Source organism: Ruminiclostridium herbifermentans (assembly GCF_005473905.2).
In the GTDB taxonomy this organism is placed as follows: domain Bacteria; phylum Bacillota; class Clostridia; order Acetivibrionales; family DSM-1351; genus Ruminiclostridium; species Ruminiclostridium herbifermentans.
This window is the reverse complement of record NZ_CP061336.1, coordinates 148,255-169,751: the sequence shown is the minus strand read 5'-3', so window position 1 is coordinate 169,751 and position 21,497 is coordinate 148,255. Positions and strand designations below refer to the sequence as shown.

Sequence of the window (21,497 nt, the reverse complement as noted above, 5' to 3'; positions counted from 1 at the left end):
AAAATTAATACTCTATATTTAATTGTGACAAGCGTTCTCTAATTTCATTTACATCAAGCCACTGACAATTATCTCCAGAACTATACTCAAATCCTTCCTCTATACGTTTCCCACCTTCAGCGAAACATCTGCTTGCACTCCACCAATCAAACTGCGGATAAATAATATAGTGCTTATCATATTCATAAGTTGACCTAGAATCATCCTTAGTTATCATTACCTCATGAAGCTTTTCACCTTCACGAATACCAATTTCCTTAATAGTACAATCCTTACACATGGCTTTAGCTAAATCAGATATTTTAAACGATGGTATTTTTGAAATGTAAGTTTCTCCACCCTTTGATTCTTTTAAAGCTTTTAATACAAGGTTAACACCTTCTTCTAGTGTTATCCAAAATCTTGTCATTCGCATATCTGTAATTGGCAATTCCTTTGAGCCCTGTTCTAAAATATTTTTGAAATATGGTATTACAGAACCTCTGCTGCCTGCAACATTACCATATCTTACTATTGAAAAAACAGTACCATTTTCACCTGAATATGCTCCCGCCGAAATAAATAATTTATCAGAAACAAGCTTTGTTCCCCCATAAAGATTAATAGGATTAACCGCTTTATCAGTTGATAGTGCAACAACCTTTTTTATTCCCCTATCTAGAGCAGCATCAACTATATTCTGGGCACCATGAATGTTTGTTTTTATGGCCTCAAATGGATTGTATTCGCATGCAGGAACCTGCTTCATAGCAGCTGCATGAACTACATAGTCTACACCTTTAAATGCTCTATACAAACGCTCCTTGTCTCTGACATCTCCAATAAAAAATCTTAACTTATCCTGCTGCTCTGGACTAAGTATTTTAGCAAATTTATTTTTCATTTTAAATTGCTTGTACTCATCCCTAGAATAGACTATTACTTTTTTAGGGGAGTATTCTTTAAATATGTTTTCAATAAAACACTTTCCAAAAGAACCTGTTCCCCCAGTAACTAAAATAACTGAATTGTCAAGCATACTGATTGTGTCCTTTCAAATATTGTCATAAAATTCACTAAAATTTATAAACTTTTAGTTATTTAACTTTTCTCTTTCTATAAATAGAAGAGCATCTTCAATAATTGGTTTTATATCGTAATTGAGCGCATCTGCCATTTTTATATAATCTCCTGTTTTCATAACATCAAACAAAAATTGAATAATATCTCTTCCCTGTTGTATTATTTCTTCATAATTCAAGAAATTTTTCTCGAAAAAACTTGAAATCTGCTCACAGATATCTATATACTCATTGTTGAGTTCACTTGGCATTTTAAAATATATATCTGCCATAAAATTTTCAATTTTATTTATTGTCTCCATTAGTTAACACCCTATTCATTATTAAATTTAATCAAATAGCTGTCAAGTATTCTCTTGTATATTTTTAAGGTTTCATTAATCTTTTTACTTACTTTAACTAAAGTATCGTAATACTGCATACTCCTTTGTCGCATCCTTTCTTCATCATCTTTATTTAAATACATTGGAAAGGAATGAATATCACGATTAAAACCTATTACTATTGATTGAATAAAAAATCTACCTGCTAAATTCTTATCTAACTCAGCTTGCATAGAAAATCTTTTTTGTTCCATAAATGGAACCAATCCTACTCCTGTATATGATGAAATCTCGTTATACCTATTTTTTGCTTCTTTTGCAATTTTATTAAAGTATTTTTCCATACTGGTGAAATACTCTTTGCCTTTTTTTGTTATACCTACTTTATCAACATGATATTGGGCAATTAAATCATCATATTTATCATTAATTGCTGCCAATTCTTCTACACAGTATTTTGAAATAACCTCTTTCAGTTTTTTATTTTCTGCACCTTCAATATTAGCTCCACCTTCTGTTGCATTAATAAACTTTATTTCTTCATTAATAGAAATTAAAATTTCAATCCAATTCTTTGCATACATAAAGAATTCAAATGTCTCAAGCATCTCACCATTTTGTCCTTTGACATATACGGTGCTTTCTTTATAGACATTGCTGAGAGAATCCTCAAGATTATCTGCTACTTGAGCTGTATGTGTTCTTCCATTTGTATATGCTAAGTCAAGACCTACAAATATTATTGGGCTACAACCCAGATATTGTGCAAAAGCTATTAGAATATTAGAAACATTCCCTCCAATTTCTAAATTATTAAACCCTATATAGCTATTAAGATCCCTAACAACTGCATCTCCCTTTCTTCCTGTAAAAATAATTCTATTAAATCTTTCCAATACACTTCCAGGAATTATGTTAGGCCCCAAATAGACTATACTATCTGGAATAATATCTCTCTTATAGAACTTAGTTATTAAAGTAGTCCTTTCTATTGAAGCTACAATATCCGGAACTATCCCTTTATCAAGAAGTGAATCCAATGCAGCATCAACACATAATATTAATGCCTTTCCCTTTGCTTCTCTAAGGTATTCAATATTTTTATCTAGCGAAGGTCCTGCTCCCACTACTATCGCAGGCCTATTCTTATACATTCCTTCAAAATAGCTAAAATCTAATCCTCTAAATACATGCTTCCAATTATTTAAATAGTTATCCGTTCCAACTAAAATATCCTCTACTGAATTCCCAAAACTAGTTATTATTGTGTGTAGCCTTTCGAATATAGTAGTTTTAATGCTACTTATTTCATTTGTAAATGTTGACTTTAAATATGGCATTGAAATTATTTCTAAATTTCTTAAATTATATAATTTAAGAGAATCTCCAAGCACACTATCTAACTGACTCACTAACTCAGTTTGCGTACCTATTGTCAAATTAACAGTATTCCTATCAAATAAAAAAGCTAATTTATCTTTATCACAGCTTATATATATATCCTCATTGGGACTACTGCAAATTTCTATTATTATAATTGTGCTAAATGGTGTTTTGCGCTTATATATTTCAGCTAACAAATCAATATTTTTTAACCCAAATATAATAAAGTTCTTATGATAATTAAAATCAATCCTATTTATTACCATTTCAATTTCTTTTTCTTTATCAATTTGACTGTTAAATAGATATCTTGAATTTTTAAAATCTATATTTTCTGTTTCTTCTATCTCCCATACCAAATTACTAACTTTCTTTAATTTGAAGTGCCCCATATATCATTCCGCCTTATCCTTAGTTTTTCTAATAAAAAGAGGCATCGGCTTGAGCCAGTGCCTCTTTTTGTTAGACTAGTTGATTATTGTAATAATTGAAGTACACTCTGTGGCTGTTGATTTGCCTGAGCAAGCATTGCCTGAGCTGCTTGAGTTAAGATGTTATTCTTTGTAAACTCAGTCATTTCTTTAGCCATATCTACATCGCGGATACGTGATTCAGAAGCCTGTAAGTTCTCAGAAGATGTATCCAAGTTGTTGATTGTGTGCTCAAGTCTGTTTTGTACAGCACCAAGTGAAGATCTTTGATGTGATACCTGTGAAATAGCATTGTTTACTGTTTCAATAGCAGTAGCTGCTCCCCACTTAGTTGATATATCAATTGTATCAACACCAATAGCTGTAGCTCTCATATCATCAATTGAGATAAACATTGTTTGTCCAGAGTTTGCACCTATCTGAGCCATGATTGAATCATCCAACTCAGAAGAAGCTGATTTAGCTTCACCAAATACAAGTGTAATACTTTCTCCAACTGCCATAGCAGTAATATTTGCAGCAGAAAGCGTCCTTGCAGCAGTAAATACAGCATTAGCTGTAGTTGTAGCAAAATTAATGCGACCACCAGTAGCAATTGCAACAGATGATATTGCTCTACCATCTTTTCCGATTACTCTGTAATCTGCAGCTGACCAAGCAGTACCTTCTGAAACTCTCACTATTGCAATAGCTCCATTGTAAAGTGAGCCTGTTCTTATAGCAGATAATGTAGCTGCATTTGATCCTGAAACAGCCATATCAATTGAAACCCTTGAAGTATTGTTGTTGATACTTAAAGTTCCATCAACAGCTTCTTTAACTCCCCTTGCACTTCCATCTAACAATTTCTTTGTATTGAACTCAGTAGTGTTACCGATTCTGTCGATTTCAGAAATTAATTGCTTAACCTCAGCTTGAAGTTCTTTTCTATCAGAATCTGTATTAGTATCATTTGCAGACTGAACAGCTAGTTCTCTCATTCTTTGTAGAATTGAGTGAGTCTCTGTTAATGCGCCTTCTGCAGTCTGTACTAAAGAGATTGCATCCTGAGCGTTGCTGGAAGCTTTATTTAAGCCTCTGATCTGGCCTCTCATTTTTTCTGATATTGCCAAACCTGCTGCATCATCTCCAGCTCTGTTGATTCTAAGACCTGATGATAGCTTTTCAAGTGACTTCTGAGTGTTACCTCTGTTTACTCCTAACGCTCTGTTAGTGTTCAAACTTGCGATGTTGTGATTAATTCTCATAATATAATCCTCCTTGATTTTTTTATTTTCCGGGATTCCTTTCCCGAATGGTATGTAGGAATGACATTTACTATATCCGGCCGGTCTAAAGTAATTTACTCTCCTACTTGATAAGTATATCGTAAATTATTTTTAAAAACTTTAGAGTAATTTAAAGGAAAAAAATAAAAAACTTTATAAATTGTATTTAAATATATATTTATTATAATTATAATCTGAATTCTACTTATTTTTTAAAATAGTGTCAAATTTAACAATTCCACTATTTGCAGCCTTCTTATTTTCTTCCTGAATTTCTAAAAACAACTCCTTGCGATATATAGATACATTCTTAGGCGCATTTATGCCAATTCTTACTTGTTCACCCTGAATTTCAACGATAGTAATTTCAATATTATCCGCGAGCATAATAGCCTGATATTTTTTTCTTGAAAGAACTAACATATCTGCACCTCCTAATTGTTAAACCTGTATTGCTTTTTTATCTTAACACAAGTCTTCATATATACCTATAACATTGCAGCCTAAAGTGCATCTAAAATTGCGTCTCTCAATATTTCAGACCTTTACTGCATACTCACTAATTTGAAGATTTTCTAACTAATATTAATCTTTCAAATAAACTCTTGTGTTTTAGTTATTGTGTCCAAATTTAATATTTTTATAATAAAATTACATCCATTAGTCTTTCCAGTAAAAATCAAAATTATCGTTACATAAAAAAAGAGGCATAAACCATGCCTCTTTTTTTAACTAATTATTGTAATAATTGAAGTACACTCTGTGGCTGTTGATTTGCCTGAGCAAGCATTGCCTGAGCTGCCTGAGTTAAGATGTTATTCTTTGTGAACTCAGTCATTTCTTTAGCCATATCTACATCGCGGATACGTGATTCAGAAGCCTGTAAGTTTTCAGAAGATGTATCCAAGTTGTTGATTGTGTGCTCAAGTCTGTTTTGTACAGCACCAAGTGATGATCTCTGATGTGATACCTGTGAAATAGCATTGTTTATTGTTTCAATAGCAGTAGCTGCTCCCCACTTAGTTGATATATCAATTGTATCAACACCAATAGCTGTAGCTCTCATGTCATCAATTGAGATAAACATTGTCTGACCAGAGTTTGCACCTATTTGAGCCATGATTGAATCATCCAACTCAGAAGAAGCTGATTTAGCTTGACCAAATACTAAAGTAATACTTTCACCTACTGCCATAGCACTAATATCTTCAGCAACTAAATCGTCTGCTGTACCTATCATATTTGCTCCTAAAGAAATTTTACCAGCAGTAACTGTAACATCAGCAAGATCTTTACCATCTTTACCTATTATTTTAAAGTCACCAGCATTAATATCATCTTTTGTTCCTGAAACTCTTACTATTGCAACAGCCCCATTGTAAGCACCATCTGTTCTTATAGCAGATAATATATCTGCATTTGTTCCTGTAGTACTCATGTCTATTTTAACTTTAGAAGTATTGTTATTGATGTTTAAAGATCCATCAATAGCTTCCTTAACTCCCTTTGCACTACCATCCAACAATTTCTTTGTATTGAACTCAGTAGTATTACCGATTCTGTCGATTTCAGAAGTTAATTGCTTAACTTCAGCTTGAAGTTCTTTTCTATCAGAATCTGTATTAGTATCATTTGCAGACTGAACAGCTAGTTCTCTCATTCTTTGTAGAATTGAGTGTGTCTCTGTTAATGCACCTTCTGCAGTCTGTACTAATGAAATTGCATCCTGAGCATTGCTGGAAGCTTTATTTAAGCCTCTGATCTGACCTCTCATTTTTTCTGATATTGCCAAACCTGCTGCATCATCTCCAGCTCTATTAATTCTTAGACCTGATGATAACTTTTCAAGTGACTTCTGAGTGTTACCTCTGTTTACTCCTAACGCTCTGTTAGTGTTCAAACTTGCGATGTTGTGATTAATTCTCATAATTAAAATCCTCCTTGATAATTGATTCGTCGGATTTCCATCTCCGAATGGTTTGTGGGTATGTCATTTACTATATACGCAAGTATAAAGTATTTATAATTACCTACTTGATATATATATCGTGATTAATCACGAAAACTTTAGTCTTTTCTGTCGAATTATTAAATTAATTATCGAATTTTGGTTTATGATAACAAAGATTCTATAACAATACATACGTTATTCATTATCTTCAAAATTGTTTCTACCCTTTAGCCAATCTGTTTTCAAAGATATTGAAATCACTAACACTAACATCATATATTCATTTATTTTTCTATTATTAGTGAATGTTACAATTCATACATATCTCAAATTTCTAATCACTGATTTTTAAGAGAAATTTTTATTGAATAAATTAATCATTTTTATTTATGACTTGTGGTCATGGCAAGTGCCTCGATCAGAATAATTTATAACTTCGCTCCCGAAATTGACGCAAAAATAATTAAGGTGAAGAACAAGCACTTTCAGACCGTATAATCAAGGTATAATGTCTTGATTAATACTCACAGCTACTTATTTTCGCTGTGTCTGCAAAATACTTGCTCTTCACCCTCTATTTTTTCGCATAAATTCTAGCCGATATTCACAATTAGATTATATTGATGATACTTACTATTTCTCTCAATAAGACATCGCTATATAGAAAAAGCTGTTTTTACAACCCTTTCAAATACTCAAAATCAAAATTTATTTATTTTTAATAATATTGTCAAATTTAACAATTCCAATGCTTGCAGCCTTCTTGTTTTCTTCCTGAATTTCTATAAATAACTCCTTACGATATATAGGCACATTTTTAGGAGCATTTATGCCAATCCTTACTTGATCACCTTGAATTTCAATTATAGTGATTTCAATATTATCTCCAAGCATAATAGTCTGATCTTTTTTTCTTGAAAGAACTAACACAGCTACACCCCCTGACTATGAAGCTCATCCATAATGAAATGCCTCACAGTGTATTTTTCAGAATTTAGAATTATCTGTGCAGCTTTTTTATTATTTGTATTCACAATAATGGGAGCTTTCAGGTTCATGCTAATCTTACTTATGTCCTCTGGTACAACAACAATGGCGTATACCGCAACTTGTGAAGGCTCTTCTATTCCAAGGGCACTCACATTTTCATCACTTAATTCAAAATCGTAATCTTTTTTTATTGCAAAGGGATCTACAAGCGCAAATGCAAGTTCTGGCTTATCAATTGCTTGAATCCAACAAAATGGTGATTCAGGGTCTTCGTTACTAATTATTCCGTAACGATGAATATCCTCGAATCCAGGAATTCCCTTTTCAAAAATAATTATATTTTCTTCTTGCATTTCTATCTTTCCAAAGTGTTTTGTTTCGACAATCATGTTAACCTCCACATCTTATTTAGACACAAAAATAGTCTCTCCTACATTAATTATTTTTATAAAACTAACGTAGCAAGAGCTATGAATATTTAATATCCTAGATATTAAGTCTCGTTAATTTTATATTTTTGTTTATATCTGAAATAGAAAAACATTATAATATAAATCCTACTCAAATATAAGTATCTACATCGTTTGGTGAATACTTTATATCTATCGAGCCATAAGATACCACCCTAATATCCACCTTAGGAGGTGAATAGTCATGTCTAATTTTACCAGGAATATACCTACCAGATACACCGTTTATCTCACCGACATTATTTATAAACTCTGCTTTTAATTCCAATGTACCACCTGTTGAGCTTATTCTAGGCCTTGACTTAGGTACATAACCTAACCCAAACTCATGTTTTGTAATTGCTTCATTTTTTGCAATATTAATCATGATATTTGCTTTATGTCCGATTTTTGCCATCTCATCCCCATTACGTGCTACTTTACCCGTATAGGAAATAATACTCTTATGACCCTTTTGAGCTTGCTCCTTCATAAAATCGGCATTATTTTTCAGACCTTCTTCTGCAAAACACGGATACTGATCTATCAATACCATAGCCTGCTCTGTCTTTATGTGTATCAAAGGAGGCTTTTGCTTAAGCTCTAATTTAGCATAAGTAGTATGCGCATCGAACCTAGCAGGAATAGTTTTTATTTCTATTTCTGCTGGTGTTGTTCTGATTGATAAACCCATAGCTGTTTCACATCCTTGTTTTAAAACTCAACTCAAGATTATTAAATACTCTAAATTGATAGCTAATAATTAATGTAAAAAGTCAACTAATGATTGCTGAATAATCCTTGCTCCAGCAGCTAAAGATGCTTGGTAAACATTTTCCTCATTTTTCAGATTCATTATAGTTTCAGCTATATCAATATCCTCATTTAAACTCATTGACTCAGTGAAATTAACGAAATCATTATCAATTCTATCCTCAGTTAAGTCCATTCTATTTTGCCTAGCTCCAATATCTGCCCTAACTCTAAGGACATTTTGTATTTCTGCGTCTATTGTATCTAAGGATGCACTAATCTGTTGAAAATCACCAGCTTCCATATGTTTGATAACATCATCAAACATCTGTATCATTGATGCTGTATTTCCTGCAACTGCTAAATCTCTGCTAGACGCATTTGCATCCTGACTATTAAATAAATCTCCGCCGGTAATATTAATATTAATATTATCACCTACACCTACTTCATAGAATATCTTTTCCTTTCTGGTTGCTGTATCAACACTAATTGCAAATTTCCCAAAATCCGGATCTGTCTCATCATCAATCATTACTTTTTGGTCTGTTTTAAAACCTGAAAAAATATATCTGCCAGAGTAAGTTGAATTTGAAAGGTGAATAATTTGTGTTCTAAGCTGTTTTATTTCGTCAGCTATTGCCTTTGTTTCCTCTACAGTATTTGTGCCATTCGCTGCTTGTACCATCTTTTCTCTAGCAGTTTGCAAAACCTTACCTATTGCAGCAAGGGCTTCATCAGTAGCACTTAACCATGACTGTGCATCACTTATATTCTTTTTATATTGCTCAATCTTAGAAACATCTGTTCTTAACTTCAAAGCTCTAGCTGCAACAACTGGATCATCAGAAGGTACAGATATTTTCTTTCCTGTGGCAAGTTGAGTTTGATACTTATTTTCACGTTGTTGATTGTTGCTGATATTCCTTACCATGTTTGCTATAATCATATTGTTAGTTATTCTCATTTTTCGTGTCCTCCATAAGCCAATTTTTTGATTCTATCTTTTAGCCTACGCCTAGTCTATTTATTAAGGTATCATATACTTCATTCATTGTATTAATCATTTTTGCAGATGCCTTATATGATTGTTGAAATCTAACCATATCTGCTAGTTCCTCGTTTAGTTGAACACCTGATACAGACATTCTCCTATTATCTATTTGTTTTACTATTGTTATTTGACTACTAGAAAATGTCTTAGCCTGCTGAGAATCTATACCCAAAGTAGCAACAAGAGATTTCATAAAATCCTCAGGAGCTCCTTCAGTAAAAAGATTTGCATTTGATCTAAGTTTCAGCAATTCATTTAATACATCTATATTGCCATTTTCACCTGGAACATTTGTTGCTGCAATTGCATTTGGATTACTCATAACATCAAGGCCAACTGTAAAGTTTTTTGCTGTAATATTTTGATATTGTGCCTTTATAGCATTCATACCAACTGCTCCGTCAATAAACACATCACTGGATATTGGAATATTACCCTCTCCAAACATTGTAAAAAATCTCAATCCAGATGTAGCAGTTGCTGGACCAGGACCATCGGTATCAACACCAAAACCATCAACATGCCCAACTCCATCAATTAACACACCATTTTCAGTCCTATATCCTTCATTAAAAGCCATTGCAAAAGTTCTTACAAATTCGTTAAGCATACTCTGATAATATGGAACACCCTTGTAAGACGGAGTAGCAGTAGTACCATCCATCCCCTTAATTCCGTCCTTACCATCTCTAACATCAATTAACCCCTTGAGTTCTCCTCCAGTAAGAATTAATTCATTTCCGTTATCCCATCTAACATTATAAAGATTTGGTATATCTTCAGAGTTTAATCTGATATCTCTTTGGTCAAGGACTAGCTTTCTTGAACTATAATGATCTACAAGATTATTTCCGCCTATTGTAATAACAAAGTGTATATCATCCTCACCATTAGGCAGCTTTCCATACTTTACCTCAGAAGCATTTATATTAATAAGCTTTGATAACTCATCCACAAGAACTGTTCTGGCGTCTCTCAAATCATTTGCTGCTTGTCCAGTAAGTTCAAAAGCATATATCTGTTTATTCAGCTTTGCAATCTGATCTCCAAGTGAATTAATCTTCTCTACAGTAACCCTTACCTGATCGTTTATATCTTCTTGTAATCTTTCAAACCTTGTTGCTAATGTATTAAAATAATTTGCTAAGGTTACACCATTCTCACGGACAAGAGCACGTACAGCAGGGCTAGAAGGATCCTTTGATAATTCCTGAAGAGAACTATAGAAACTGTCCATTATTTTCGTAAAACCACTGTTTGAAGGCTCATTGAATGTAGTTTCCATCTCAGAAAGCAATTCTGCTTTTTTACTCCATTCACCATTTGCAATATTTTCACTCCAATACTTAAAATCCAGATAAGTATCTCTTATTCTTTTTACGCCAGTAACTTCAGAGCCTGTACCAATCATACCAGTTCCGTCAAAGGTATTTATTGGTTTAGAAGCAGACTGAATATTTTGTTGTCTGGAATAACCTGTAGTTGATGCATTGGATATATTGTGACTAACTGTGTTCAAATTTTTCTGTGCAGTATATAGTCCACTTACTGCAATATTTAAGCCAAAGAAACTCTGTCTCATTTTCTACCACCTGCTCCTATAATGTCAAATGTTAATACCACTCTCAAAATATGTCTTTCTATTATCTTCCTACAACACCCATAGAATTTACTATTTTATCAATCATTGAATCTATTATATTTAATACTCTTGAGGATGCGTCATATGCAAACTTATACTTCATCATATTTGATAATTCTTCATCCATAGCCACCCCTGATATAGCGGTACGCTGCTCTTCTGCTGATAAAACAAGAACTTTCTGATTATCTCTTGATGTTATCGCTTCTGAACCTCGATTACCTATATCAAGTATAATAGCTCTATAATATTCATCTATGCTAACTTTTCCTGATGAATCTACCAGCAAATCAAAGTCTCTGAGATTTGCTATTTGTCTAGCTATTGTATTATCTCCAACTGCAATAGTTGATGAGGCTACAATATTGTTTAGACCATCATCGCCAGTCAAATCATCACTCAATGTAAAATTACCCATCTCCATAGGATAATCGTCATTAATTGCTTTAAAGAAATTTACACCTGGTTTTCCATCTAAAGTAAATCCAGTACTTGACAGATAATTAACTTCTCTTATAACTGCGTTTAGTAAAGAATTAAGCTTAATTTTTATGTCAGATACTATATTTGTAGATGTAGGAATATTACCCATATTCCCATTGACAGCTATCCTTGTATTGCTATTTATATTAGAAAACAAGTTTATAAAGCTGTCTGCATCTGTTCCCATTTTCAATACTTCTCCACCAGTACCATAAGCTATTGTGCTCCAACCTACTTCTAATGCATCTTCACCCTGTTCCTGATAGCTTTTATCTGTTACAATAGTTGTTTTTACACCTATATTATTCAATCTATTTATATATCCTGCTGCATCTACATTTGTAACAAAACTTCCATTGTTCCCATTAATACTCATGTTTGAAAGAACATAAGCAACATTAGCAGCATCTGACCTGAAGTCACCTGATGCTTTCAAGCTTTCTAATGTACTAATAAAATCATTAAAGTTACCTTCTGTACCTGTTGCAGCAAAAAGAGTATTCAAATCTGCATCATTCAAAAAATCATCTATATTATTAGCAGTATAAACTGTATTCTTGAAAATACTTGAATTAGTCCCCATAGTAACAAATCTTATGTTATAATCAACACCTGATTTATTTAAACCATCTATATAAGAAGCAATTTGATTTCTCAGATCTGCTGACCCTAATGAAGCATCAATAGCAAATGTAATGTCAACCTTTTCATTTGGAGTACCATTTGAATAACTACCCTTAAGACCTGATACCTCTCCTCTTGACTCCAACAGACCTTTTAATTTACCGCTTTTTATTTCTACTTTTATTTCAGTGCCCTCCAACATCGGAGTATAAAAATTGCCATTTATACTGTCGGATTTAACGTATAAATTCCTTGAGTTTCCCTTTGAAACTAAAATATAGCCTCCAAGAGTAATATTTACCTGTCCATCCTGCATCTCATTAACCGTAGCATCACAGATTAAAGAAAGTTCATCTAACAATAAATTTCTCTGGTCTCTGTAATCATTTGCACTATCACCGGCAACTTCCTCGGTAGCAATCTTTTGGTTGAGTACAGCAATCCTGCTTGTAATCCTATTAATTGCATCAATTTGAACCACAATCTCTGAGTTCAAATCGTTCTGAAGTCTGTCGAGTTGTGTTCCGACTTGATTAAAGTAATGGGCTAATGCTTGACCTCTTTCTCTAACCAAAGCCCTTATAGTCAGGCTTTCAGGCGCCTTTGAAAGTTCTTGCCATGCGTCCCAAAACTGATTCATTATTTCCTGAAGTCCATCACCCATAGGATCATTTAAAATAGCCTGTACATCCTCTATTGTGGAACTTCTAGTTTCATAATAACCTAGCGCAGTATTCTCTTGTCTATAAATAATATCCAGAAAAGTATTTCTAATTTGTCTTGTTTCCTGAATATCTGCACCTAACCCATATTGAAGCATATTGCCATTCCTACCATATACGGTTTGATATGGACTAGTCTCGATGATTGCCTGTTGTCTCACATATCCTACTGTATCTGAGTTCGCAATATTATGTCCGGTTACATATAAGCCTCTTTCGCTAACTTTTAATCCAGAACGAGCTATCTGATAACTTGAAAATCCTACAGCCATATGCTGTCCCCCTAATAAATGATCCAATTTATAATTATTTATATATTAATCTCCGCTCTGTCTCTCAGTATAATAACTGGCGAAATACTGGTGGAGATGCGCTTATAATCCAATATTACTCAAATTATAAAAAACTATTTGAAAGTACGTTTCCTTTTGACAGTTTGTTTATATAAAAACCATCATAATCAATTGTTTCTTGAAACGTACTGTGTTCGTACAAAGAATTGCTCAAATCTATAGAAAGCTGATCGCAGCTTTTTGATACGCGAAGTGAACAATGAATATACAAAAGTAAACTTCGCATTTACTAAAGTTTCATGTCAAAGAAACTCCTCTTTTTTGTATCACCAGACAAACCTGAACTTCCGTAACTATTGTTAACATTATCAATGCTAGTCATCATGTTTATTGAGAAATCAATATACTCAAGTGAGTTTTTTATAAGCTTTGCGTTTAAGTCATTTGTATTTCTTAAATTATTTATAGTTTTAACAAGCTTTTCCTGACAAGCCTTTAATTCTTTGGATTCCTCTTGACCTAAGTTCTCTATCAATGCTGAAATAGTAGCTTCTTCAGCCTTCTTTCCAAGCAGAACACATAACTTGTCAACAATCTTTTCTCTTTCGTCTTCAAGCTTAGAAACTTTGATAATTAATGACTGTTCAATCTTAGTAATATTCTCTAATTCACTTACTTTTCCGCCAACAATTAAGTCTGTTTTATTATTGGATACTTTAGAAAGAGTTTCATATATATCATTTTCACGATTTAATACATCCACTAGTTGTTTTGTCAGCGTTGATTCCATCCATACACCTCCAAGCATTAAAGCTCTAAATATATCAAAATGCTTTTATGCTTTTTTATCCAATATTGATTTCCCAAGTTTCTCTACAATTTCTTTTCCGCTTACGTCGTATCCTCCAGATCTATAAAGTTCTGAGAATTCATCAACCTTACTCTGCCTAAAATCTGGAATATCTTTTAATGCTTTTGCTACTGTTTGATAATCCCTAGCATCATTTGATATAGAAACAACATCCTTCTTAGGTATAACTTGACCAGCTTTAGCAATATTTCCAACAGACTTCTGCTTATTGTAAACCTTGGCCACATTATAAATATCTCCTGTAATCTTCATATAAACACCCACTTTCTATAAAACACGATAACTAAAATTCTATATAATAATTATCGTCAGTTTGATAAATTAGTTTAGTATTGCTTTTGATTTGCACAAAAAAAAGCTATCAATGACAATAATATCAACTAATAGCTTTAGCTACAATATTAGTATAAACATAAAGCGAGGGTATTATTTACCTCGCTTAAAATGCAGTATATTATCTAGCGATTTTTATTAAGGAATCTCAATCCTTGTTCTCTTCGTTTTGCTTCTGTAAGTGCCTCCCTTGGCTTCTCAATAACCTTAGGCGCAACTCCTGCGATGTCCTTTGTCACCTCATGCTGACATGCCTCACAGTATCTTCCAGTATTAATTGACTTACCACATCTCTCACATTCTAATATGATATTAGCACCGTCTGTTATCTCAAGTCGACCCTCTTTAAGAAATAATTTTATCTTCTCAACACTAACATCACAATCTAATGATACTTGTGACAATGTTGCTCCTGGATTTTCATATAGGTATTCTTTAACCCTTTTGAATACTTCTTCATCAGCCTTTTTACAATCAAGGCAAATAGGTGGTCCACCTAAATAATTATACATTCTTCCACATCTTCTGCAGTTTCTTATATCTGTCATAATTATACCTCCCCCCACAAACAAATATATATCCAAAGATGTTACATACTATATTTATTACTAGTAATTGCGCGTCGTTGCAATAACTCCTGCGATAATACTTTTTGCCCCAGCTTGCTTTAGAACCTTGCTGCACTGATTAACAGTACTGCCTGTAGTAATAATATCATCTATTAATAAGATATTTTTATTAATTATAGTCTTGGCATTATTTACATAAAACAAACCTTCTAGATTAAAAAATCTTTCATTCCTGCTTAAAATACTCTGACTTTTAGAATCAGATATTTTTACTAGAACATTATCTGCAAATGGTACCTTTAACTGTTTAGAAGCATGCTTTGCAACTAATTCAGCCTGATTATAACCCCTCTGTTTTTGTCTGTTTTTGTGAAGCGGAACAGGAATAATCAAATCAATATCATCTAACTGTATTGTGTTTTGAACCTTCAGCGCTAAAAGCATACCAAAAGCACGGTAATATGACGGTTTATTTTTAAATTTAAATCTTCTCAGTGAATCTTTGAGACTTTCTGAATATCTGCCAACACAAATCATCCCATCACAATAGGTTTCTAATTCTTTCGGAAGATTTAAATAATTTATGCAGTTATTGTAATAACCGATCTTTTCCGCACATTTCTCACATATATATATTGGTGCACCTGCCTCGAGTATTTCATTACAAAAAGCACAACGCGGAGGAAAAATATACTCAATTAAGCTGATAAGACCACTCCTCATTACGTAAGAAACTCTGCTTATATCTATAGTTTACACCAATTTACATTGTTATGCAATAATACTTTAAATCTTCAATAATCCGCACAACATTGAATTTCTCTCATTTATTTTCACATTAGAAACCATTACCTTTATAGCTCTTTTTTGACCAATTATGCACACCATTTTTTTTGCTCTAGTAACTGCTGTATATCCAAGATTTCTATTTAACATAATAAAGTTCCTAGTATGACAAAGAATAATTGCTGCCTCACATTGAGAACCTTGCATCTTATGAACTGTTAAGCTATATGCCAAGTCAATCTCTTCAAGTTCACTGATTTGATATATGATAATGAAATCATCATATTGCACTGCTACGCTCTTTTCAGAAATAGCCTTGTTAACTGCTTCACTGTCCTCCTCATCATCATTTTCAAAATCAATGTGGTCAATTTTAGATATTTCTATTATCTTACCAATATCCCCATTAAATACTCCACAGGTTTCCTCAGCAACGTATCTTCCCAATAAGTCTTTTTTATAATGTTGCGCCTCATAATTATTGCTTAAATGAATAACCTTATCACCTTCTCTAAAAACACTATTCCCTCGCTTAACTTCTGCCTTACCATTCTCTGCTGGATTGACCATATCCTGAATAGCCTTGTTCATCTCATATGTGCCTATTTCTGATGTCTTTTGAGGACATATGACTTGAATGTCATCAATAGAGTAATTATAGGCTGTTCTAAGTCTCTTTATTGCCTCTAGTGTTTTCTTTACAACTCGGTCTTTATCATCCTCTTCAATAATAAAAAAGTCTTTATTTTTATTAATTATTTCTGGCATTTCTCCATTTATAATTTTATTTGCATTTGTAATTATTCCAGAACCATCAGCCTGTCTTTTTATTACATTTAATTTCACTACTTCAATTACTTGGCTTTTTATCATGTCATCAAGCACGTTTCCAGCTCCTACCGATGGCAGCTGTTGTGTATCACCAATTAATACCACTGTGGTGCCAGGAGAAATTGCTGTAAAGAGTGCATGGGCTAAATCTATGCTAAGCATTGAACTTTCATCTACCACTATCAAGTCATATGGAAGTTCATTTCCCTGTCTGTAAAAGAAACCTTTATTCTCATATGAAAACTGAAGCAATCTGTGTATAGTCATAGCTTCAAAGCCTGTAATCTCAGTCAGCCTTTTTGCTGCCTTTCCCGTTGGAGCAGCAAGCATAAAACTCATTTCCTCTTTATTTTGATAATACCTCTTAAGTACATATATCATACACTCAACAGTCGTTGTTTTACCACTTCCTGCCGAGCCAGTCAGAATGAGCATATTTGTCTTAAATACAGCCCTTACAGCCTCTTTTTGCATTTCTTCAAGTTCAAAGCCCTTTGCTTGTTCAAATTCATTTATTAAAATATCTACGTTGCACATTTTTTCATCTGTTTTGCTTCGTACGATATTCTTTATTGCCAAGGCTGCCTCATATTCTAATTTATACATTTCCTTTGTATATACTGCCTCATAATTCTCATTATTCTCAGTATATTTTATGTTTATTAGATTACCTGAATGAATCATTCTTTTGAAAGCTTCCTCCAGTTCATCCTTTTCAATAATATCTGTACCGTCGCTTAGCGCCTTTGCTGTCATTTCTATAAGCTTGTCCTTAAACAAAAAACAATGTCCATCCATTTCAGCGCTTTCTAAAACACTTTTTAGTGCAGATTCTAGTCTGAATATTGAGTGTGTATCTATACCTAATTTCTTTGCAATTTCATCGCAGCTTTTAAATCCAAAGCCCTTTATGTTTGCAAACATATATGGATTTTGTTCAGCAATTGCAATTGAGGTGCCTTTGTAAGCATTATATATTTTCATGGCTTTAGCAGAGGAAACTCCGAAGCGTTGAAAGAAAATCATTACATTCTGATACTCCATATTTTCCATATAGGAGTCATGAATAAGCTGCGCCTTATCGCTATTTATTCCACGAATCTTAACAAGTAATAGCGGATCATTTTTTATAATCTCTAAAGTTTTACTGCCAAAGCCCTCCACATAACCCTTTGCAGACTTATAGCCTTTGACAATATTTCTTGCTGTTTTTTCTCCCACACCTTTTATTATCCCGCAGGACAAAAATGATATAATTCCCTCTTCAGTAGCTGGTTCAATGAACTCAACCGTTTCTGCCTTCAACTGCTTTTCTCCCTTATATACTCCCACCGTTCCAACTATCTTGCAGGGCAGTATTGAGCAGTGCTCATTTACCTCGTAATAGCCTGTTACGCTAATTTGCTCCTGAACCTCGTGTTCAAAATCATCCTCATCAATAATTTTCTCTATCTCAAAAGTATAAATTTTGTATCCGTTTTCAGAATTCTCATATATTTTATAATCAAATCTGCCTATTATTTTTAAATTAGTTCCTACAGCATAGCTTTCAAAAGACCATCTTTGCTGTTGAAATTGACCAATTGCCATAATGTTCTCCTTAAGCAATTCATTTGTGAGTTCACTTATTCATGCATCTACTTTTAACAACCACATTAAAAGTAGTTATTGTCAAATTGATTAAATTTAGGATTAAATACTATCGTAAAAAACATAGCTAAAGCATACTTCCTTTAAATCAAATTACTAAAAATCAATGTTTAAACAACTTTCCCACTTAAAAATCTATCTATATTCAACAAGAAAAGTTGAGGATGTAAATAATAAACTCTAAAATTATAATTTCAAAATCTAAATAAAGCCTTCAATATGAAACGTCTATGAAACGTCTAAAGTAGATATTCTATGAATGGAGGACTTCCTCAAAACTTATATACCACTTGCTTACTCCCGTCACTTTATTTATATACTTATATTAACCTATTTTGTTTATTACAGCAAGAATTCCATTGTATATTGTCTTTACTTACCATAGGGGGTAGAAAAGCAATTGTAGGTAAAAATAGGTCTATAAAACTATAATTCAACTTATACAGTTGAAAATTTAGGTGCAGGAGACATATAAATGGAAATAATGATTAGAAATAATTGCATTAATTCATTAATAAGTTTGAAAATCATGTATTTTTATTTAGAAACTGACACGATATAGTTTATATCCACTATGACCCATGGATTATAAATCCTGAAAGGCGGCTTATAGCACTAATGGACTCAATTCTTTAAAGTTCATTATGTAAACACCAACTATACTTTCAATTTTATTTTTGCAGCAAACCATTGGTAATTCTCCTGCACCTTTAGAATTTTTATGAGCTAAAGTAGAACCATTTATAAAATCACTTAATTAAGCTAGTTGTTACTTCTCAGCTATTAACCACCTTTAACATACTATGTAAACTTTTTAGCACTAAAGTCATCCTTTTCTTTAAAAAAAACGCATTCTCTTTCGTCAAAGGAGCATACCTCCATAAGAGGAAATTGGTTTTCTAGTTTTCTCAATAATTTTAATGTATCATCTTTTGAGTCCATGTCCACAACTATGAAGTTCCCATTAGTAGCAATATTTCGGACAAATCTGCTTTCCATAGCTTCTCTTATCATTCTCTCTATATTTTGCTCTTGATTATTCACCAATAGTACAATATTTGCATTTTCAACAAAGTATTTCTTTCTTCCAATTGCCTTATATATATTTATAAAAAGGCTTATCATTCCGTACATGGCAAATAAAGCTAGAATCGCATAATTTATAGTCATATACTCATCTCCATAAAAATTAATGGTATTTTATCATATGAAATGTGTTGCATTTTTGTTACAAAGCTTAAAATACATACAATTGTCGGTGCTTTTTATACTAGAAGTTTTATTTTGTAAAAGTTAAACACTAGAATAAACATTTAATTATAAACAATTTGTTAAATTATATTAGTATTGTAATTTTTTATTTTTATTGTATAATCTTGTGTATTTGTTTTGAAAGAGAGGAAATCAAATGAAAAATTTAAAAAAATTTTTGGGTTTTTAGTAGTTTTAATGGTGGTGATTACATCACTTTGTTCGATTAGTTTTGCTGAGGATATTGAGTATAGCGAAAATTTAATACCCATAATGTCTAGCAATACAGCACCGAGTGGAATAGCAAGTGCTAGTAATTATACTTCACAAACCCCTCCATATAAGGCTTTTGATAAAAACTATATGTATTTTGAGAATTCAGAATATTATGCTTGGGGTACTACATCGACTACTGGGTGGCTTGCTTATGAATTTGATTCAGCTCAAATAATTAATAAATATACCATAACTAATGACGTTTCAAATTTAAGAACTCCAAAACCTTGCAGTGCAATGTCACCTAGAAATTGGACTTTCGAGGCTTGGGATGTAGATCAGTGGATTGTGTTGGATACTCAAACAAATATCACAACTTGGACTAATGCTGTAAAGAAAGAATTTACTTTCAACAATTCAACACCTTATAAAAAATATAGAATTAATATTAGTGCTAATGGAGGAAATACTGGTAATTCAGTAAACTTAGCTATAGGTGAGCTTGAAATGATGGGGCCTCCTCCTGCTCAAATTCCTGCCCCAACCAACCTTACAGCAACAGCTGAAAGCCAAAAAATCACCCTTTCTTGGAATGAAGTTGAAGGTGCTACAAAATATTATGTGAAGAGAGGTACTATATCAGGTCAATATGATACAATATTTCCTTTTATACCAACTACTACAGATTCAGCAATTATATTTGTGAATGAAGAGTTAAGCAACGGAACTACATACTATTATGTCGTATGTGCAGAAGTAAATGGTATTGAAAGTCCAAATTCAGTTGAAGTAGCTGCAACTCCTATGCAGGTAATACCATTGCCACCTACTAATTTAACAGCAGAAGCAGGTGATAGAAGCGTAAAACTATACTGGAATCCTGTTGAAAATGCTGACGGCTACATAGTAAAATGTGGCTCAACACCAGACGGTGAATTTAATACTATAGCAGATAATGTAACATCAAATTCATTTATACATAAAGAATTAACTAATGGAACAACATATTATTATGTTGTAAGCGTAATTGTCGATGGAGTTGAAAGTCCTGACTCAAACGTAGCATCAGCAACACCTCAGCCTGAAGTTTTAATAAACTACAATGCTATTCTAGAAATTACAATGCATAATGGAACAATTAAGGAATACGACTTAACAGCTAGTGAAATACAAGATTTTCTTGTATGGTATGACAGCAGATCAGATGGAATAGGAAAGGCATATTATACTTTTATAAATAAAGGTATTGTTTCACCTTTCCTAAACAAAACTGAATATATTCCATTTGATAAGATTCTATATTTTGTAGTAAATGAATATTCTGCTTAATCCAAAAATTTATAAAGTCATTTGGATATTTCCAAATGCCTTTTTTATGTTTTAAAGAATAAACATCTCAGCAAATGCTGATATTTAATATTTAATTTAACATTAAACTTCAAATCAGTATTATTAAAATGAACTTTTAATGATTCTATGGCGAAATACTATTGTATTTGGAACAAAAACGGACTCAATCTAATATTCATAAACCGAGTCCGCTTTAAAACTTTTTTTAATTAA

Annotated in this window: 19 protein-coding genes; 1 reads left to right on the top strand and 18 read right to left on the bottom strand. The window is 32.7% G+C overall.

Annotation, left to right across the window (positions count from 1 at the left end):
• Window positions 1-4: 4 nt before the first annotated feature.
• The 18 genes from pseB to EHE19_RS00645 form a co-directional block, all read right to left on the bottom strand.
• A complete protein-coding gene (gene pseB, locus EHE19_RS00730) occupies window positions 5-1,018 on the bottom strand; it encodes a UDP-N-acetylglucosamine 4,6-dehydratase (inverting) (protein WP_137697182.1) in 1,014 nt (337 codons plus the stop codon).
• A gap of 54 nt (window positions 1,019-1,072) precedes the next feature.
• Window positions 1,073-1,363, bottom strand: a complete 291-nt coding sequence (locus EHE19_RS00725) for a hypothetical protein (protein WP_137697181.1) — start codon at window positions 1,361-1,363, stop codon at window positions 1,073-1,075.
• An 11-nt stretch (window positions 1,364-1,374) separates the two neighbouring features.
• Window positions 1,375-3,159, bottom strand: coding sequence for a motility associated factor glycosyltransferase family protein (locus tag EHE19_RS00720; protein WP_137697180.1), 1,785 nt, complete (start codon window positions 3,157-3,159; stop codon window positions 1,375-1,377).
• A gap of 83 nt (window positions 3,160-3,242) precedes the next feature.
• On the bottom strand, window positions 3,243-4,445 hold the full coding sequence (locus tag EHE19_RS00715) for a flagellin N-terminal helical domain-containing protein (protein ID WP_137697179.1): 1,203 nt from the start codon (window positions 4,443-4,445) through the stop codon (window positions 3,243-3,245).
• A gap of 222 nt (window positions 4,446-4,667) precedes the next feature.
• Window positions 4,668-4,889 (bottom strand): carbon storage regulator CsrA, encoded by a 222-nt coding sequence (gene csrA, locus EHE19_RS00710; RefSeq protein WP_137697178.1) that lies wholly within the window; start codon window positions 4,887-4,889, stop codon window positions 4,668-4,670.
• A 313-nt stretch (window positions 4,890-5,202) separates the two neighbouring features.
• On the bottom strand, window positions 5,203-6,393 hold the full coding sequence (locus EHE19_RS00705; protein ID WP_137697177.1) for a flagellin N-terminal helical domain-containing protein: 1,191 nt from the start codon (window positions 6,391-6,393) through the stop codon (window positions 5,203-5,205).
• A 732-nt stretch (window positions 6,394-7,125) separates the two neighbouring features.
• Entirely contained in the window at window positions 7,126-7,347 is a 222-nt protein-coding gene (csrA, locus tag EHE19_RS00700; protein WP_137697176.1) for a carbon storage regulator CsrA, read from the bottom strand.
• 2 nt (window positions 7,348-7,349) lie between these two features.
• Window positions 7,350-7,796, bottom strand: coding sequence for a flagellar assembly protein FliW (gene fliW / locus EHE19_RS00695; RefSeq protein WP_137697175.1), 447 nt, complete (start codon window positions 7,794-7,796; stop codon window positions 7,350-7,352).
• Window positions 7,797-7,968: 172 nt separating this feature from the next.
• On the bottom strand, window positions 7,969-8,550 hold the full coding sequence (locus tag EHE19_RS00690; RefSeq protein WP_137697174.1) for a DUF6470 family protein: 582 nt from the start codon (window positions 8,548-8,550) through the stop codon (window positions 7,969-7,971).
• Window positions 8,551-8,619: 69 nt separating this feature from the next.
• Window positions 8,620-9,576, bottom strand: coding sequence for a flagellar hook-associated protein FlgL (gene flgL / locus EHE19_RS00685; protein ID WP_137697173.1), 957 nt, complete (start codon window positions 9,574-9,576; stop codon window positions 8,620-8,622).
• Between the two features lie 40 nt (window positions 9,577-9,616).
• Window positions 9,617-11,245 carry a flagellar hook-associated protein FlgK gene (flgK, locus tag EHE19_RS00680; RefSeq protein ID WP_137697172.1) on the bottom strand — a complete coding sequence of 543 codons (1,629 nt, stop codon included), beginning with the start codon at window positions 11,243-11,245 and terminating at the stop codon, window positions 9,617-9,619.
• A gap of 61 nt (window positions 11,246-11,306) precedes the next feature.
• Window positions 11,307-13,406 (bottom strand): flagellar hook-associated protein FlgK, encoded by a 2,100-nt coding sequence (flgK, locus tag EHE19_RS00675; protein ID WP_137697171.1) that lies wholly within the window; start codon window positions 13,404-13,406, stop codon window positions 11,307-11,309.
• A gap of 310 nt (window positions 13,407-13,716) precedes the next feature.
• Complete coding sequence (locus tag EHE19_RS00670; RefSeq protein WP_137697170.1) at window positions 13,717-14,217, bottom strand: flagellar protein FlgN; 501 nt, start codon at window positions 14,215-14,217, stop codon at window positions 13,717-13,719.
• Between the two features lie 45 nt (window positions 14,218-14,262).
• Window positions 14,263-14,550 (bottom strand): flagellar biosynthesis anti-sigma factor FlgM, encoded by a 288-nt coding sequence (locus EHE19_RS00665; RefSeq protein ID WP_137697169.1) that lies wholly within the window; start codon window positions 14,548-14,550, stop codon window positions 14,263-14,265.
• Between the two features lie 206 nt (window positions 14,551-14,756).
• Entirely contained in the window at window positions 14,757-15,179 is a 423-nt protein-coding gene (locus tag EHE19_RS00660; RefSeq protein ID WP_137697168.1) for a MerR family transcriptional regulator, read from the bottom strand.
• Window positions 15,180-15,239: 60 nt separating this feature from the next.
• A complete protein-coding gene (locus EHE19_RS00655) occupies window positions 15,240-15,923 on the bottom strand; it encodes a ComF family protein (protein ID WP_137697167.1) in 684 nt (227 codons plus the stop codon).
• A gap of 63 nt (window positions 15,924-15,986) precedes the next feature.
• Window positions 15,987-18,407, bottom strand: a complete 2,421-nt coding sequence (recD2, locus tag EHE19_RS00650; protein ID WP_137697166.1) for an SF1B family DNA helicase RecD2 — start codon at window positions 18,405-18,407, stop codon at window positions 15,987-15,989.
• 861 nt (window positions 18,408-19,268) lie between these two features.
• Complete coding sequence (locus tag EHE19_RS00645) at window positions 19,269-19,637, bottom strand: glycosyltransferase family 2 protein (RefSeq protein WP_137697165.1); 369 nt, start codon at window positions 19,635-19,637, stop codon at window positions 19,269-19,271.
• A 219-nt stretch (window positions 19,638-19,856) separates the two neighbouring features.
• Here EHE19_RS00645 and EHE19_RS00640 point away from each other — a divergent pair, with 219 nt between their 5' ends.
• Complete coding sequence (locus EHE19_RS00640) at window positions 19,857-21,263, top strand: fibronectin type III domain-containing protein (RefSeq protein WP_137697164.1); 1,407 nt, start codon at window positions 19,857-19,859, stop codon at window positions 21,261-21,263.
• Window positions 21,264-21,497 lie beyond the last annotated feature (234 nt).

Excerpts from the sequence above, each read along its gene's own strand:
- pseB (WP_137697182.1), bottom strand. The coding sequence starts at position 1,018 with ATGCTTGACAATTCAGTTATTTTAGTTACTGGGGGAACAGGTTCTTTT.
- EHE19_RS00725 (WP_137697181.1), bottom strand. The coding sequence starts at position 1,363 with ATGGAGACAATAAATAAAATTGAAAATTTTATGGCAGATATATATTTT.
- EHE19_RS00720 (WP_137697180.1), bottom strand. The coding sequence starts at position 3,159 with ATGGGGCACTTCAAATTAAAGAAAGTTAGTAATTTGGTATGGGAGATA.
- EHE19_RS00715 (WP_137697179.1), bottom strand. The coding sequence starts at position 4,445 with ATGAGAATTAATCACAACATCGCAAGTTTGAACACTAACAGAGCGTTA.
- csrA (WP_137697178.1), bottom strand. The coding sequence starts at position 4,889 with ATGTTAGTTCTTTCAAGAAAAAAATATCAGGCTATTATGCTCGCGGAT.
- EHE19_RS00705 (WP_137697177.1), bottom strand. The coding sequence starts at position 6,393 with ATGAGAATTAATCACAACATCGCAAGTTTGAACACTAACAGAGCGTTA.
- fliW (WP_137697175.1), bottom strand. The coding sequence starts at position 7,796 with ATGATTGTCGAAACAAAACACTTTGGAAAGATAGAAATGCAAGAAGAA.
- EHE19_RS00690 (WP_137697174.1), bottom strand. The coding sequence starts at position 8,550 with ATGGGTTTATCAATCAGAACAACACCAGCAGAAATAGAAATAAAAACT.
- flgL (WP_137697173.1), bottom strand. The coding sequence starts at position 9,576 with ATGAGAATAACTAACAATATGATTATAGCAAACATGGTAAGGAATATC.
- flgK (WP_137697172.1), bottom strand. The coding sequence starts at position 11,245 with ATGAGACAGAGTTTCTTTGGCTTAAATATTGCAGTAAGTGGACTATAT.
- flgK (WP_137697171.1), bottom strand. The coding sequence starts at position 13,406 with ATGGCTGTAGGATTTTCAAGTTATCAGATAGCTCGTTCTGGATTAAAA.
- EHE19_RS00670 (WP_137697170.1), bottom strand. The coding sequence starts at position 14,217 with ATGGAATCAACGCTGACAAAACAACTAGTGGATGTATTAAATCGTGAA.
- EHE19_RS00665 (WP_137697169.1), bottom strand. The coding sequence starts at position 14,550 with ATGAAGATTACAGGAGATATTTATAATGTGGCCAAGGTTTACAATAAG.
- EHE19_RS00660 (WP_137697168.1), bottom strand. The coding sequence starts at position 15,179 with ATGACAGATATAAGAAACTGCAGAAGATGTGGAAGAATGTATAATTAT.
- EHE19_RS00655 (WP_137697167.1), bottom strand. The coding sequence starts at position 15,923 with ATGAGGAGTGGTCTTATCAGCTTAATTGAGTATATTTTTCCTCCGCGT.
- recD2 (WP_137697166.1), bottom strand. The coding sequence starts at position 18,407 with ATGGCAATTGGTCAATTTCAACAGCAAAGATGGTCTTTTGAAAGCTAT.
- EHE19_RS00645 (WP_137697165.1), bottom strand. The coding sequence starts at position 19,637 with ATGACTATAAATTATGCGATTCTAGCTTTATTTGCCATGTACGGAATG.